Below are 16,757 nucleotides of genomic sequence, written 5' to 3'. Positions count from 1 at the left end.
AAAATAAGAAAAATGATACGAAAAATATATATGGGACTTTTTGTGGGTGCAATGGCATTGACAATGGGTTGTGAACAAGAATTTCTTGAAACTGTCCCAACCAATGCAATTTCAGAAGAAACCGCCTATTCTACACCTGATAATATTGATTTGGTGCTTAACGGACTACATCGAATGATGTATGGACAAAACCAACTGACTGGAGGGTCTTCAAGTAGATCTGGTGAAAGTCACTTCATACCAATGCTAGATGCCGTAGGCGGAAGCATTATTCATTCTTCACCAGGTAATGGGTGGATGACAGCAGACTTACAGTGGCAAAGCCATATCAGTTCAAATGCGACCACAGGGTTTAATCTTTGGTTTCAGCGTTACCATTTTGTGACGGTATCAAGTGCTATTATTAATAAGGTTGCAGGAAGTGATTTTCCGGTAACGCCACAATTGAATAATATATTGGGTCAAGCACACGCATACCGTGCTTGGTCATATTTGAGATTGGTAACAACATTCAGTAAAGGATATCTTATAGGAAATCCGGCTACAGATCCTGGAGTGCCATTATTATTGCAAGAAGGTGTTCCTTATGAAGGAGGCCCAAGAGGCACTGTACAAGAGGTCTATGATCAAATGTATATTGACATTGATAAAGCTATTGCTTATTTAGGGGAGGCGAGCCCAGCGGCAGATAAATCGCACTTATCGTTAAATGCGGCTTATGGCATTAAAGCGCGTATAGCTTTATCAAGAGGAGATTGGATGGTTGCGGCTGAAAATGCAGCACTTGCAAGAAATGACTATCCTTTGTTGGATGAAGCTGGCTGGCTTTCTGGATTTAATACGGTTGATTTATCTGAAGTGATATGGGGAGGGCGTGTAATTGATACGCAAACCAATTTCTACCAATCTTATTTCTATTACGTGGCTTTTGCCTTTAACGGTAGCCAAAATAGAGGTAACCCTAAATTGATCAGTAAAGAATTGTACGACAGACTGCCTGTTACAGATTATAGAACCAAAGGATGGTTGCCATTGGCACCAAATACAAATCCTTCTGCATCGAACGATCAGGGAGGAAGTGCTGAGACAGATCCAAATTATACTTCTCAAGATGCTTTTATTGCTGCAAGAGATGCTATTAGAGCGGAATATGGTGCTACAAGCGGGCATAATACGCATCCTTATATGAATGTAAAATTCAAGCAGAAAAATCCAGGTACTATTGATCCTGATGATGTAATTTACATGAGATCAGCAGAAATGGTATTGATTGAAGCAGAAGCAAGAGCCATGTTGGCTGATGTTTCAGGTGCTCAAGATGCACTTGCGATTCTTGGAAACAAAAGAGATTCTGCTTTTGATAAAAGTGTATTCAGTACCAAAGAATTGTTAATGGAAGAGATTAAATGGCAAAGACGTGTGGAGTTATGGGGTGAAGGGTTTAGTTACCATGACAATATCAGATGGGATGAAGGTCTTGATCAATCTAATTCAGGCGCGGCCTCAGTATTGTATCAAGATGGTTTTATGCAAGCAAAACCTTCTGTTAATGATGACTGGATTTTTAAAATTCCACAACAGGAGATTGATGCTAATCCGTTTATTTCTGAATCAGACCAAAATTAAACAGTACAAAAAATTTTGGTTTAAAAACTGAAGTTTAAAATATTTCTAAATCTCGGAACACGTCGTGTTCCGAGATTTTTTTTTGACTGATTAACGCACGATAGTATAAACAATATTTTAAATAATCCGAAGACTAATTTTATTTAAAGGCTAAATCATCGTTTAGAGGTTGTTAATTTAATTGTAAAATTTTCAGCAGATTATCAATGTCATATTAGTTGTTAAAATATTGAATAAAACGTACTAAAATTTCATATTATTAATTTTTACATATTAATCCAATCAGTAGGTTTTATTTTCTTCAAAACATTAACCTATTTTAATTTTTTTAACATTTTTGTATTGCATTGCAAATCAGTTATTTGTTCTTTGTATCCCGCGGTATCACTGGGTTTTAGCTTAAAACAATATTAAGTGTAAAGCTTGCCTAATTTGGATTTTATTATGATGTTTGCGCCAGACTAACTCAAATAATTGTTTTATGAAATTAAAATTAACATGGTTAATGACGCTTTTTATGGCGTTTGTGATGCAAATTTCTCTTGCACAAGAGAAAACTGTATCGGGTACGGTGACATCCATTTCAGATGGTTTGCCGTTACCTGGTGTGAATGTAATTGTAAAAGGAACAACTCGTGGCGTCCAAACTGATTTTGATGGTAACTATTCCATTAATGTAAGTGTTGGCGAAACGTTATCGTTCTCTTTTGTGAGTATGAGTAAAAAAGAAATAGTTGTGGGCGCAAGCAACATTATTAATGTAGCGCTTGAAGAAGATGTTGCAGCTCTTGACGAAGTAATAGTAGTGGCATACGGTACCCAAACTGCAAAATCATTAGTTGGTTCTGTAACGTCTCTATCTGCTGAAACTATTGAAAAGCAACAAGTAACAACTGTTACTTCTGCCATTCAAGGTACTGTTGCGGGAGTAAATGTCATTACTTCTGGGGGGCAACCAGGTGAGAATCCAACCATTAGAATTCGTGGTATTGGCTCAATCAATGCGAGTGCAGGCCCTTTAATTGTTTTAGATGGTGTACCGTTTAATGGAAATATTAACTCTATTAGTGGTGATCAAATTGAGTCCATGAACGTCTTGAAAGATGCTTCTTCTACTGCTCTATATGGTTCTAGAGCTGCCAATGGTGTTATTTTGATAACTACTAAAAAAGGTGCTTTGAACTCTAAGCCAACTCTTCAACTCACAGCTGTAACTGGTTTTTCTGAACCTGCGGTAGATTTACATAAAACCATTGGTACAAATGATTTTATGCGTTATTCTTGGGAAGCTGAAAGAAATAACCAGTTATATGTAGGCAACCTCACTCCAGCAGCAGCGGCCGCAGCGGCCTCTCAAAATCTTATTCCAACGTTAGGGTATAATCCTTACGGTACATTGGCTCAGCCAGTAGATGCAAACGGCAATTTACTACCGGGCGCGAATTTATTGTGGGAAACGGATTGGAAAGATGCTATTTTGAGAAAAGCAGCACTGCGTAGCGAATACAGCCTTAGTCTTTCAGGTGGTGGTACTAATACAAGATATTTCTTATCTGCTAACTATTTAAATCAAGAAGGTTCAGTGAAGGAGTCTGATTTTGAAAGAATCACAACCCGTTTAAATTTAGAGTCATCTATTAATGAGTGGTTGACCGTAGGTTTAAATTCCTCACTTTCAAACTCTAAGCAAAATTTCCCGGAACAATCAGGCAACACTTATCAAAGTTCTATTCAGTGGATTTACAGTATGTCTTCAGTGTATCCATTATATAGGCGCAATACAAATGGTGGACTTATATTAGACGATTTTGGGAATACGATATATGATTACGGTTCAACTCCTGAACAGGCTCAGAATGGTACGCGTCCATTGTTTGGTAATGAAAATGCAGCAGGATCATTGTATAATTACGAAACTTTAAACAATAGAACAGCTGTAACAGCAAACGGATTTGCTAATATTGATTTTACTGATGATTTATCATTCAGGTCTACTGTTTCTTATGAAAATTATTTATTTGATGGCTATGAATATAATGCGTACAATATAGGAAGCGCTTCAAGTGTTGGTGGTCGTGTTTCTCAGGACAGAGATATTACAACAACCTTGAACTTTACAAATGCTTTCAATTATGATAAGACTTTTGGTGACCATGCCATCAACGCAACTGGAATCTTTGAGACCTATCAGTTTAAAATTGATGCCATGGGCGCTCAAGGAACAGGGTTTTTACCTGGAGTAGGAGTTCTTAATGGTAGCACAACACCTGAGGAGGTAAGCGGTTATATAAATGAAGAACGATTGACTTCCTATTTAGGACGATTGGGATATAATTTTAAAGAAAAATATTATGTAGAAGGGTCTTTCCGTCGTGATGGTTCGTCTCGTTTTGCTAAGGAGTCAAGATGGGGTAACTTCTATTCTGTTGGTGGTACTTGGATAGCATCTTCTGAAAGTTTCTTGGAAAACTCTACTTGGTTGGATTTTTTGAAATTCAGAGTGTCTTATGGTGAGCTTGGAAATAACAAAACACTTAATGATGATAATGATGATGTGTATTTCCCTTATTTACAGTTATTTGAAACTGGATGGAATGAACTTGGTAATACGGGTGTCCTTTTAGGTGGTGTGACTGATCCTAATTTATCTTGGGAAACTAGTGCATTGTTTAACGTGGGTATGGATTTTACATTGTTCAACAATACAATTGAAGGCTCTGTAGAATACTATAATAAGGAGTCTGTTGATTTAATTTACCAGAAGCCCCTGCCAATATCAACAGGTAATGATGGGATTACAACAAATGTAGGATCAATTAGCAACAAAGGTGTTGAGGTGGCTTTATTGGGTAGAATTATTAAAGGCAACAACATATCTTGGTCTGCAGGATTGAATTTTGCATTCACTACCAATGAAATTACTGAGTTAACCCAAGAAAGTTTTATTAAAGGAACTAAGAGATGGGAAGTTGGTAGATCATTATATGATTTCTATATTAGGGAATGGGCAGGAGTAGATCCAGTTGACGGTTACGGTATGTGGTATAAAGATGTTTTAGATACAGATGGCGAGCCTACAGGCGAGCGTGAAACTACAAAATCTTATGCTGATGCAGAACGGTATTATCAAGGCTCTTCATTACCAGATGTAACTGGTGGTTTTAACACAGATTTAAAAGTTGGAAATTTCGATTTCAATATGCTATTTAACTTCAGTTTAGGATCTCAAATTTATGACAGTTCATATGCTGGTTTAATGGATGGTTTCTCGAACCCAGGTTACCAAGCGTCTCCAGATATTTCTAGAAGATGGCAACAACCAGGTGATGTTACTGACATTCCTTTATTGTTAAATTCTCAAAATGATTTTAATGGTACGTCTACAAGATTCTTATTTGATAACGATTATCTAAGAATGAGAGCTATAACTTTAGGATATACTTTGCCTAGCAATGCTACTAAAAGCCTATTTATTGAAAAGGTAAGAATATATTTGAGAGGTGATAATTTATTGACTTGGAGTTCTCACAAAGGTTTAGATCCTGAGCAGAATGTTGCTGGTACTACAGACAGTAGATCTTCTATAATGAAGACAGTAAGTTTCGGATTAAATGTAAAATTTTAAAAAATTAAATTTATGAAAAAAATAACAAAAATTGGATTCTTGTTGTGTGCAAGTGTTCTAACCTTTTCTGGGTGTTCAGATAATTTTTTAGATGAACCAGTTCCTACAGAGGCTGTAGCAGAATCAGTTGTTTTTGGTTCTCGGATAGGTGTTGAAGCATTTATATCCGGGATTCAAAGAAGGGCTCGTGCGCAATTCGAGAGAACTGATGCTGGTGGGGTGAATTCTTTATACTTTGCTAGGACTATTAAGGGTAATGATTTAATTCATGCAAATTCTTGGTGGAGTTTTGACTATGCCAATGACAATAGAGAACCAACCTATACAAGAACGATTTTCTCTTGGGAATTTCCATATTATGTCATAAACCAGACTAACACCCTTATTAATGGAATTGAAGTTTCTGGGCTGTCTGAAATAGACAAAGTAGAGCTGTCAGCTCAAGGCAAAGCGTTACGAGCATTCTATTACTTTCAATTGGCTCAAGAGTTTCAACTGACCTATGCTAAAGACCCAGACGCAGTAGCTCCTCCTATCTATACAGAGTTATCTTTAACAGGGAACCCTATGTCAACTTTAAGAGAGATGTATAAGCTAATTGTTGATGATTTGACTTTTGCAGTTGAGAACTTAGGAACAGATAGGCTAGGTAAATCTTACGTTAATGTTGATGTAGCCAATGGATTACTAGCCCGTGTTTATTTAGTAATGGAAAATTGGTCTGGTGCTGAGGTTGCTGCTCGTAATGCTTATGGCGGTGATGTAAATGCTTCACTGGCGCCAAGTGCTTATAAAGACGGATTCAGCGACATCAGTAATCCTGAATGGATTTGGGGTTTGCCACAAACAGCTGACCAGTCAAATTATTATTATAATGCCCCTTCAGCTTTTGTTGACCCAATTAATCCAGCTTACAATAATATTTATGTCAACAAGTTCTTTTCTGATACGTTTACTGAGACTGATGTAAGAAATACGTTTAGACAAAATCCATCTGGTGTCACGGATTTCAGACAAATACAAAGTACTAAATTTGTGTTCGCATTTGATAGTGATATTGTTTTGATGAGGACTCCAGAAATGATTCTTATGGAAGCTGAGGCAAAATTCCGACAAGGGGATGAGCCTGGTGCGCGTACGTTGTTATATGCACTGCAATTGAATAGAGATACTGCGGCCGTTGCAAGTAACAACGGAGGTTCTGCTTTAGAAGAAGAAATACTTTTGGAGAGAAGAAAAGAAATGTATGGTGAATTTGGGGTTGAGTGGTTTGATGCAAGAAGATTGCAAAGAGGTATTACAAGAACTGCCAATCATAGAATTGTTCTTACTTTGGAGCCGAATGACAAGCGTTTTTACTTGAAAGTTCCTCAGAAGGAAATTGATGCGAATGATAACATCGATGATTCTGTTAACGCTAATAGATAATAACTTATTTTCATATTTAAAAAAGGCAACCTGTAAAGGTTGCTTTTTTTGTTTTGCCATCGGTTTAAATGACACCTCAGATGTCTGTCACATTGTTGTGCAGGAATGTTATGGTTAGCACCGGACATGTTCTCTATTTTATAGTAGGTCTGCTGATGTGTTCTAATCTTTAATCAAAAGACTTCAAAAACAATTTTGACGTTTCAATATATTGTTGAGAGTAGACATTTGAGCTTTTAGCTTTAAGATAAGTGTTTGAAAGCTGTATTTTAAAATGCAAAATCCAGCTTTAACTCAGTCAATGATTGCCTCTTGTAGAAAATGAAATAATTTAACATATTTTAAGTTTAACCGCCATTGTGATCCAAATAGCCCATTGGTTTGTCTTTATTCAAATTACAGCCGTTAGAAATGTGTTTTTTATAGTTTTTAGCGGCTTTTTGACAATAAAGTGAAAGGGTTTTATTAAAGAAATAATGTTTTAATACTTGGTTTAAAAGACATAAAAGTTACATTGGGTGCTAGTAATTAATGTGTTAGCCTAATAGTAGCCTATTTTAGGGAGATTTCGGTTTAACATATTTTTAAGTAAAAAGATTGTTTTTTTAATATTTTATTATGATGTTTGTGGAAGACTAACTCAAATAATTGTTTTATGAAATTAAAATTAACAAGTTTACTGACGCTATTATTGGCGTTTGTGATGCAAATTACGTTTGCCCAGCAACAGGCGGTTACCGGTACGGTCACAGATGAAATTGGCTTACCGTTACCAGGAGCAACCGTAATTATTAAAGGCACATCTGCAGGTGTCTCAACAGATTTTGATGGGAAGTACTCCATTGAAGCAAGCACAGGTCAAACCCTTGTGTTTAGCTATGTGGGGTATGCTTCGAAGAGCGTTACTGTCGGATCTTCCACGGTAATTAATGTCCAATTGAGTGAAGATGCTCAGGCGTTAGAAGAGGTTGTGATTACAGCTTTAGGGATTAGTAGAAACGAGAAAGCGGTTGGCTTTGCTACGCAAAACATTAAATCTGAAGAATTAATGAAAACCGGATTATCAGATCTTTCTAAGGCTCTACAAGGTAAACTTGCTGGTGTAGATATTAAGATGTCTAGTGGTATGCCAGGAGCTTCTTCCCAAATTACTATTAGAGGATCTCGGTCATTTACAGGAAATAATACGCCTTTATATGTGATAGATGGAATGCCAGTAGCTTCTACTGCTTCTTATTCTACTGGAAATAGCGTTACTGGATCCGATATCTCGAATAGAGCTGTAGATATTGACCCGAATGATATTGAATCCATAAACATTTTAAAGGGTCAAGCTGCATCCGCTTTATATGGTATTAGAGCTTCCAACGGTGTAGTACTTATAACCACAAAAAGTGGTAAAGGCGGTCCAATTGGGAAAGCAGTTGTTACAATTAATCAAACGACTAGTTTCGAAACGGTGTCACGTACTCCTGATTATCAAACAACTTGGTCTCAAGGTTTTAATGGAAGTTATAGCCCAACATCATCCATGTCTTGGGGGCGAAAAATAAATGATTTACCAAACGACCCTACTTATGGTGGTAACGGAAATGGACATGAAGGAATGTATAAAGTTCCTCAGTTGGAACGTGCGGGCCTAGATCCTTGGGTTACGCCACAGGTATATAATAACTGGGATGATTACTTTCAAATTGGTCAAACTGCTACTACTTCAGTAAACCTCAGTCAGGCTGGTGAGAAAGGAAATTTCTCTATTGGGATATCAAATACTACTCAGGACGGTATTGCCTTAAATACAGGAATGACCCGATGGAATGCAAAAGCAAATGCAGACCTAGAACTTAATGAGAATTTCTCAACTGGTTTTTCTACTAATTTCTCCACAAATGATGTTGATAAATTAACTGGAGCAAATGACGGTTCATTGGCGGGAGTACTTGCGGCTCCATCAAGTTATAATTTAAAAGGAACTCCTTTTAATGAACCTGGAGATCCTTATACGCAAATTTATTATCGTTCACTAACTTTTGATAACCCATATTGGATTGAGCAAAATCATACATTTAATGAAGGAACTGATCGTTTTTTTGGAAATGGCTTTATTAGTTATGCCACACCACTAGGTGAGGATATGAATTTAACGGTAAGATACCAGTTGGGTATTGACAGTTATACTACTAATTTTCAAGATATTTTTGGTTTCGGCTGGAAAGGTGGTACGGGTGAAATTAATAATTATGGAACAACCCAGTTGACATACAACTCACTTTTAACGGCTAATTACGATTGGAAATTTAATGAGGATTTTGACTTAAATGTCGTTATTGGTAATGAGTTAAATCATAATAATGAAAAATTCTATAGTCAATATGGCCAGGAGTTCAATTTCGGAGGATGGAATCATATTGAAAATGCAAACATTGTAACTGCTACTGAAACTCAAAGACAAGATAGACTTGTTGGTGTATTTTCTAGTGTTTCTCTATCATGGAAAAACATGCTATTTTTAAATGGTACAGGTCGAAATGATATAGTTTCTACAATGCCTAGAGATAATCGTTCTTTCTTTTATCCTTCGGTTGGTTTAGGATTTGTCGTTTCCGAGCTTGATTTTATAAAAGACGTGTCATGGATAAGCTTCGCTAAACTTAGAGGTTCCTACGCGGAAGTAGGTCAAGCGGGAAGATATCTCCCTAACAATTATACCAAACCTGGATATGGAGGTGGTTTTTGGGCAGGAGAACCAATTACATACCCACTGGATGGTGTAAATTCATACACACCAAATAGTACCTTATATGACCCAGAATTGAAGCCACAAAACACAAAATCTTATGAGTTTGGTGTGGATTTAAAATTGTTTAATAATCGTCTTGGAATTGACTACAACATTTCTCGTCAAGATGTCAAAGATCAAATTTTTACAGTACCACTTGCTGCTTCAACAGGAGCTTCAAGTTTGCTGACAAACGGAGGTTCTGTTCATACTGATGCTCATGAATTAATGGTATATGGTACACCAATAAAAACAGAAAACTTCTCTTGGGATGTAAGTGCGAATTATACCAAAATAGATAACGTTGTTGATGAGCTTGCTGATGGAGTTGAAAGTATTTTCCTTGGAGGCTTCACTACTCCTCAGGTAAGGGCTGGTATTGGATCTACTTATCCTGTGCTTTATGGTGATCAGTATGCAAAAAATGACAAAGGTCAAATACTTGTTGATGAAGATCCAAATTCGCCATCTTATGGTATGCCGATGGTTGGTGCTCCTGGAGTTCTTGGAAGTATTTCCCCAGATTTTATAATTGGTGCCACAACAAATTTCACATATAAAGCGTTCTCGCTTGGAGCTGTATTTGAAATGAAAAGTGGAGGACATATGTATTCAGGATCTAATGGTTTATTGGATTTGTATGGGATGTCTGAAAGAACTGAGGACAGAGAGTCTACTTTTATCTATAATGGATATAAGGCAGACGGTACGCCAAATGATATTGCAAGAGGTGGACCTAGTGATCCAAATGCTATGCAAACATTGTACAGTGATGTATTGGGGAATATAGATGAATATTATATTTTCGGAAATTCATACGTTAAATTAAGAGAGCTTTCTCTAAGGTATGACCTTCCAAAAAAACTGATTCCATCATTGGATTTATCGATTACTGGCTTTGCTAGGAATATTTTACTTTGGACAGAACTACCAAATTTTGACCCAGAAAGTTCTCAAGGAAACAACAACATAGCAGGTGGATTTGAGCGTTTTTCTCTACCTCAAGCCACAAGTTTCGGTATGAATTTAGAAATTAAATTTTAATAACAATAAATGATTATTAACATGAAAAAATATATTAATCAAATAATGATTCTCTTAATTGGAATTGTTTTCTATTCTTGTTCTCAGGACAAGCTTGATGACATTAACTTTAATGTCAATGATCCTTCAGAGGTTAGTGCTTCATTAATCATTACAGATGTTATGGTTAGTTCTGCATTTAGCGTGATAGGTAGTGATTTGGCTTTTTACGCAAGTACTTATATCGAGCATAATGTTGGTGTCTTTGGACAAATGAACGGTGCAGAAATAAGAGTTGCTCAACCTACAAGTAGTTCAACATATAACAACACGTGGGATGGAATTTATACAAATCTTCTAAACCTAAAAGACATTATTAAGAAGTGTTCACCAGAGGGTACTGAAGAAGGGAATTTTCATACCTTAGGTATTGCCCAGATTCTTACCGCTTATAATTTAGGCGTTTTGACTGACGTCATGGGCGATGTTCCATGGACGGAGGCTTTACAACCAGGAGTTATTTTTACACCAAACTTAGATAGTCAAGAATCTATTTATGCTGAGTTATTCGTTTTACTAGATGAGGGTATCTCAAATTTAGAAAAAGAAACTACTTTTGGATCTTTAGGTAAACAAGATGTGATCTATGGAGGAAACACTGACAACTGGATTAAAATGGCTTATGGATTAAAAGCTAGACACACTATGCGTCTATCTCTTAAGTCTCCTGATTATGCGAATGTTATAGCATTTGCAAACAAATCATTCACAAAAGCATCAGAACAAGCACAATTTGATTATAACGGAGGAACGTCAAAAAGTCCATTTCAACAATTTATGGACGATAGGGATTATTTTGGAGCCAGCACAAGTCTTCATAATAAATTAACTGATAGAGACGATCCACGAGATTCGATCTTCTTTAAACCATATCCAAATACGGGAGATGATCTTGTTTTCGCTATTAATGGTAGTAATGATCAAGCTCAAGGAAAATATTCAGTGTCTGGAATTAGCGATATTACAGCTCCAACATATTTATTAAGTTATCATGAAATTGAGTTTCTTAAAGCTGAGGCTTATGCTAGACTTGACCAACTTGATAATGCCAAGGAAGCTTTGGGAAAAGCAATTACAGCAGCTTTTGGGAAAGTGAATATAGGTTTATCATCGGATGTAGCTGAAACTTACTATACTGATGAAGTTGAACCTAAGCTTACCAATAAGAATAATGCATTAAGGGAGATTATGGTTCAAAAATATCTTGCTTTCTATGAAGAGGAAGCAGTTGAAGCCTACAATGACTACCGTAGATTAAAAGCCATGGGTGAGGATTTTATAGTTCTTGCTAATCCTTTAAATAATGCTAGTAAGTTTCCTTTACGTTTCACATACGGCTCAAGTGATGTCACTACAAATGTAAACGTACGTGAAGCCTATGGAGATGGTAACTATGTATATACTGAAAATGTATGGTGGGCCGGTGGCACTCGCTAGTGGTTTATAACTTTTAAAATTAAAAAACATGAAAAAATATAAAATATTAGCCTTCTTCTTTGCTTTTGCATTGATTATAAGTAGTTGTGAAGATACATTCGAGAACCGTGTTGAGTCAAGAGGGGTCGCGGTAGTTCCGGTGCTTTCTGATGTCAATCCTGCTTTTTACACAACGGATTTATCAGGGTCGTTTGTGAAATTTACGGTAGCATTAGAAGACGGTGATACCGTAGATGCAGCAGAAGTTCAAATTACTTATGAAGGGAAAACTGAAATATTACAGGATATCACATCATTTCCTTCTACCATAACTGTGGCTGCAAGTGATGCATTAACAGCATTGGGTTTAACAGAAAGTGAAGTTGAAGTTGATGATTTCTTTTTGATCCAAGTAGTTACAACTAGTGGAGGCATTACAACTCGTTCACTAGCCTCACTAAAAGTGTTTGTTACCTGCGAATTCGATCCTGTTCTTACAGAAGGAAGCTATCATGTAGTCTCTGATAGTTGGGAGGTTGAAGGAGATGTCACATTAACTGCAGATCCGGATGACCCTTATTTAATTGGCGTAACGGGCTTATTCGAAATGGAAGGTGGTGCGCCTAATAACACTGTGTTATATTTGAATATAAATCCGAGTAATTTTTCTGTATCGGGTGTGAAAACAATTTTAGGTCCTACGGCGCCTTGGGGTGCATATAATGATTATGCTTATACCCCTGTAAGTGGTTTATATAAGTCCTGTACAGGTAGTTTTGAAATGAAATTTGCCATTACCGTAGCTCAGGGAGGTTTTGGTAGTTTTGATTTTGTATTTACCAAAAATTAGTTCTCACTATATATAATTAATTAAAGAGTACTACAATCAATCCTTATAATAACAATTCCACTAGAGTCTAGACTCTGGTGGATTTTTTTTATACCTATAAACCATGGGACACGAAATAGTAGTTTTTGGAATCAGGACGAGCATAGAGTTCATTAAACCTGAAGAAAATATTGACTATTTTTTGGTGTTGTGAATTGCAAGGCTAATTGTTTACAGAACTGGTGTAGCTCTTATATAATTAACATATGGTTCTCTTTTCTTCCTGTTCAATAGCTCAACCGACTTGCCCAAAAGAATCACCAATGTGTTGTAACTTAATTTTAGCTATCAGTTTCTAACCTTTAGAGGAATTGGTTACTGATGTCCTTGAATCTGGCAAAGCACCATTGTTCTGGCTAGTCTACCAATTGAGTGATAACCGCAATTTAAGAGTCATCATTTGAATGGAGGGATGGACAGGTGTTTCCACAATTATAATTTTAAAAAAAAAATGCTACTCCCAGTTGACGTTGATTCAAAAAACAAATTTTAAGATTAATTTTTTAAAAAGTTAATTTGTAAGTTTTATCCTATTATGAATGTTTTTTAGATATGTTTTCAGGCCTTAAATGATTGTCACATCGTAGGGACGAAGCAGAATACATTAAGAGATCGCTGTGCGCAAAGATAATTAATTGTTTAATTCTAAAATTAGCCTCTGAAAAATATTTATTTTTTAATTGAACTGGCATGTTTCATGTATAGAGGGCATTTTGTTTTTTAGATTTTAACCCTTGTTTTCTTTTTTTAATTAACAACAGTGCATTCACAATCGATATTCACATAAAATAGAAGTTATATTATTATTTTTGTCACTCAATAATTGATAATGAATAAAGTATTTTTATTAGGGATTTTCTTGCTTTCAACTTTTAGCACCGTATTTAGCCAAGCCGTGCGTCCGGGAGAAGGTCACGGGAGAGATACTTTACAGTCCAATCCTAAAAACAAGGTGGCCAACATTGAAGATTATCTCATTATTAGTGCTGATAGAGACACCACCTTTGTAGACACCACCCTATCCATAAAAAAAGAATATAAATTCAATTATCTGAGAAGAGACGAATTTGGTCTAATGCCCTTTTCAAATTTGGGACAAACCTACAACAGTCTAGCTCACGATTATAAGACTAAAAAAACACTCCCATTATTCGGGGCGCGTGCCAAGCATTTCAATTATATGGAAATTGAAGATATTAGCTATTACCATGTGCCTACACCACTAACAGAGCTGATGTATAAAACAGCATTTGAACAAGGCCAGTTGTTGGATGCCTTCTTTACGGTCAATACCTCTAAACAGGTTAATTTCTCCATAGCCTATAAAGGCATGCGGTCCTTGGGTAAGTACCAGAACATTTTAAGCAGCACTGGTAATTTTAGATTTACCAGCAGCTACATTACAAAGAACGCTAAATATCAAGCTCGGGCGCATATTGTCATGCAAGATATTTTGAATGAAGAAAACGGCGGACTCACTGATGAAGATGTTGCAAATTTTGAATCAGGTGATCCTGAATTTATTGACAGATCTGTATTTGCACCCAATTTTGAAGATGCAGAGAGCATTCTTGAAGGCAAACGGTTCTTTCTAGAGCACCAATACAATCTTCTCAAACCTTCAGATAGTGTATCAAATAGTTTGAGTGTTGGGCAGGTCGTTTCATTTGAAGACAAATATTATCAGTTCACCCAAGCCACTCGCAGTGAATTTTTTGGAGCGTCCTTTTTAAATACTAATATTAATGACAAGGTTACGTTGGAAGAGTTTTCAAACCGGTTTTTCGCCCAATACCAAAATAAGACCCTAGGCCAACTGCAATTCAATGCAGATTATACCAACTACAATTACGGATACGATGCCGTAACCGTTATCGACGGAAACCAAATAGCCAACCGACTAAAAGGCAGTATCCTCGGAATAGGAGGAAGCTATAAAAATACCATTGGCGGATTTCATTTAAATGGCGACTTTGGATTGAACCTCTCGGGGGATTTTAACGGAAATTTTCTGGACCTTAATGCCTCCTACCAACTCAACCCTGATTTTAAGGTGTTGGCACGTTTAAATACCAACTCAAAACAGGCCAATTATAATATGTTGCTTCATCAAAGTGATTACCTCAATTACAATTGGGACAATAGTGAGCAGTTTAAAAATGTGCAGACCCAAAATTTGGCCTTCAAGCTGAAATCTGATCGAATCGCTACCGCAGGAATAGAATTGACCACCATAACCAATTATGCCTATTTTAGCAAGGACAGTGACAATAACGTCAAGCCTACACAAACAGGCCATACCCTTAAGTACTTAAAAGTGGATGTCTCCAAAGAATTTCAGTTTGGTAAGTTTGCTTTAGACAATACTATACTATATCAAAATGTTTTGGATGGCGAAGGGGTATTGAACGTGCCGCAAATCATTACGCGTAACACACTCTATTTTTCTGACCGTCTGTTTAAAAATGCGCTCTTCCTACAAACAGGAGTCACAGTTAACTATTTTACGGACTATGCTATGGATGCTTATGACCCGTTGTTGGCAGAGTTCTATGTTCAAAACCAGACCGAAATAGGAAATTTCCCAAGGTTGGACTTTTTTATCAATGCCAAGATAAGACAGACACGCATCTTTATCAAGGCGGAGCATTTCAATTCAGCATTCACCGGGTATAATTACTTTTCCGCACCCAACAATCCGTACAGAGACTTCACCATTCGTTTTGGATTGGTCTGGAATTTCTTTCTTTAATAGATACACATAAATAGCAGGATGGGCATAGCATTTCGGTAAAGCTCTCTTTTCAGTTATGATTTGTAAAGTCAGTCTAGTCATATGGCTTTCCGTTATGTAGGGCGTGAATGCAATATTGGTACTCAGCCTCCTGATGTTTCTACGGAACAAAATAGTGCTATACTATATATATGGAGGTACAGAGTATCTGCCACGTCGAATTATTCTGCCCAACATTTCCGTTTATCGTTCGTCATAGATCCTCAATAAATTTTTGCAGCATTCTCCAATCTTAAAAACATATAAAATGGTCTACCTATTAATAGATACACTATAATGGGGCGTCCAGTTATCGTATAAAGAACATGTCAAGTTGCAATCGCATTCGCTTCTAAAATGGTTGGCTTCACAATTCATTGAGTTCTTGTACTATATATAGGTGTCGGTTGCTTTATATGTAATGACCCTATTTTTTTTTGGGCGTTCGGTCTGCCCTCTGGGGCAACCCACCGCGCTCTCGCCCCTCACTTTTCCCAGTCGCAAAGGCGCCTGGTAAAGAGTTCAAACAAGGGCTCCATCGCTAACGCGGGCCAACCGCAGAGATCCTACCGTAGGAAGAGCGTTGCTCCGCGCGGACTAACCCGTTCATTTTCAGAACGGAGAAAAAAACTTTAAAAAAAGGGAAAGATTAGTTTGTTTGTAAAGTAAAAAGGGTTGTATATTTGCACCCCGCAAACGAGGGGCCGCAGGGCCGCCGAGACAAGGGGAAGCGTTCATTACCATCTTAAAATAGGGAAGCAGAAATTTTCAAAAAAAATGTTTTGCGGAACGAAAAAAGGTTGTATGTTTGCAGCCGCTTAAAACGGCAACGTTTAAAGCGGGAAGTTCATTAAAATAATGTTTATTGTAAGTTGATTAGAGTGTGAAAAAAAACTTTTAAAAAAAACTTCAAAAACATTGTGGGAATTAAAAAAGGGTTATATATTTGCACCCGCTTAGCGATTGAGTTCGTTGAGGAAAACGAGAAATAAGTTCATTAACATATTGGATTGACAGCGTAGCGAAGTACCGGAAACGGTGCTCCGCACAAAAGAGAACAAACCATTTTGAGTACCAAACATTAAATTTCCTTTGGTCGTTGAAAAGTACTGAACGCAAGTTCAAAAAAATTAACGAT

Annotated in this window: 7 protein-coding genes; all 7 read left to right on the top strand. The window is 36.8% G+C overall.

The annotated features are described in order from the left end of the window. Positions 1-12: 12 nt before the first annotated feature. The gene (locus tag JEM65_RS06075) at positions 13-1,626 is read left to right on the top strand and encodes a RagB/SusD family nutrient uptake outer membrane protein (RefSeq protein ID WP_199598047.1); all 1,614 of its coding nucleotides are present in this window, start codon (positions 13-15) and stop codon (positions 1,624-1,626) included. Between the two features lie 481 nt (positions 1,627-2,107). Further along, a complete protein-coding gene (locus tag JEM65_RS06070) occupies positions 2,108-5,251 on the top strand; it encodes a SusC/RagA family TonB-linked outer membrane protein (RefSeq protein ID WP_199598046.1) in 3,144 nt (1,047 codons plus the stop codon). A 12-nt stretch (positions 5,252-5,263) separates the two neighbouring features. Next, positions 5,264-6,679, top strand: a complete 1,416-nt coding sequence (locus tag JEM65_RS06065) for a RagB/SusD family nutrient uptake outer membrane protein (RefSeq protein ID WP_199598045.1) — start codon at positions 5,264-5,266, stop codon at positions 6,677-6,679. Between the two features lie 655 nt (positions 6,680-7,334). Beyond that, a complete protein-coding gene (locus tag JEM65_RS06060) occupies positions 7,335-10,502 on the top strand; it encodes a SusC/RagA family TonB-linked outer membrane protein (protein ID WP_199598044.1) in 3,168 nt (1,055 codons plus the stop codon). 21 nt (positions 10,503-10,523) lie between these two features. Further along, entirely contained in the window at positions 10,524-11,978 is a 1,455-nt protein-coding gene (locus JEM65_RS06055; RefSeq protein ID WP_199598043.1) for a SusD/RagB family nutrient-binding outer membrane lipoprotein, read from the top strand. Positions 11,979-12,006: 28 nt separating this feature from the next. Next, positions 12,007-12,807 carry a hypothetical protein gene (locus tag JEM65_RS06050; RefSeq protein ID WP_199598042.1) on the top strand — a complete coding sequence of 267 codons (801 nt, stop codon included), beginning with the start codon at positions 12,007-12,009 and terminating at the stop codon, positions 12,805-12,807. An 868-nt stretch (positions 12,808-13,675) separates the two neighbouring features. Further along, a complete protein-coding gene (locus tag JEM65_RS06045) occupies positions 13,676-15,598 on the top strand; it encodes a putative porin (RefSeq protein ID WP_199598041.1) in 1,923 nt (640 codons plus the stop codon). Positions 15,599-16,757 lie beyond the last annotated feature (1,159 nt).

Origin of the sequence: Gelidibacter salicanalis, from assembly GCF_016469035.1 — a bacterium.
GTDB classification, from domain to species: domain Bacteria; phylum Bacteroidota; class Bacteroidia; order Flavobacteriales; family Flavobacteriaceae; genus Gelidibacter; species Gelidibacter salicanalis_A.
Note: the sequence above shows the minus strand (reverse complement) of the source record. Positions and strands in the feature narration are given on the sequence as shown.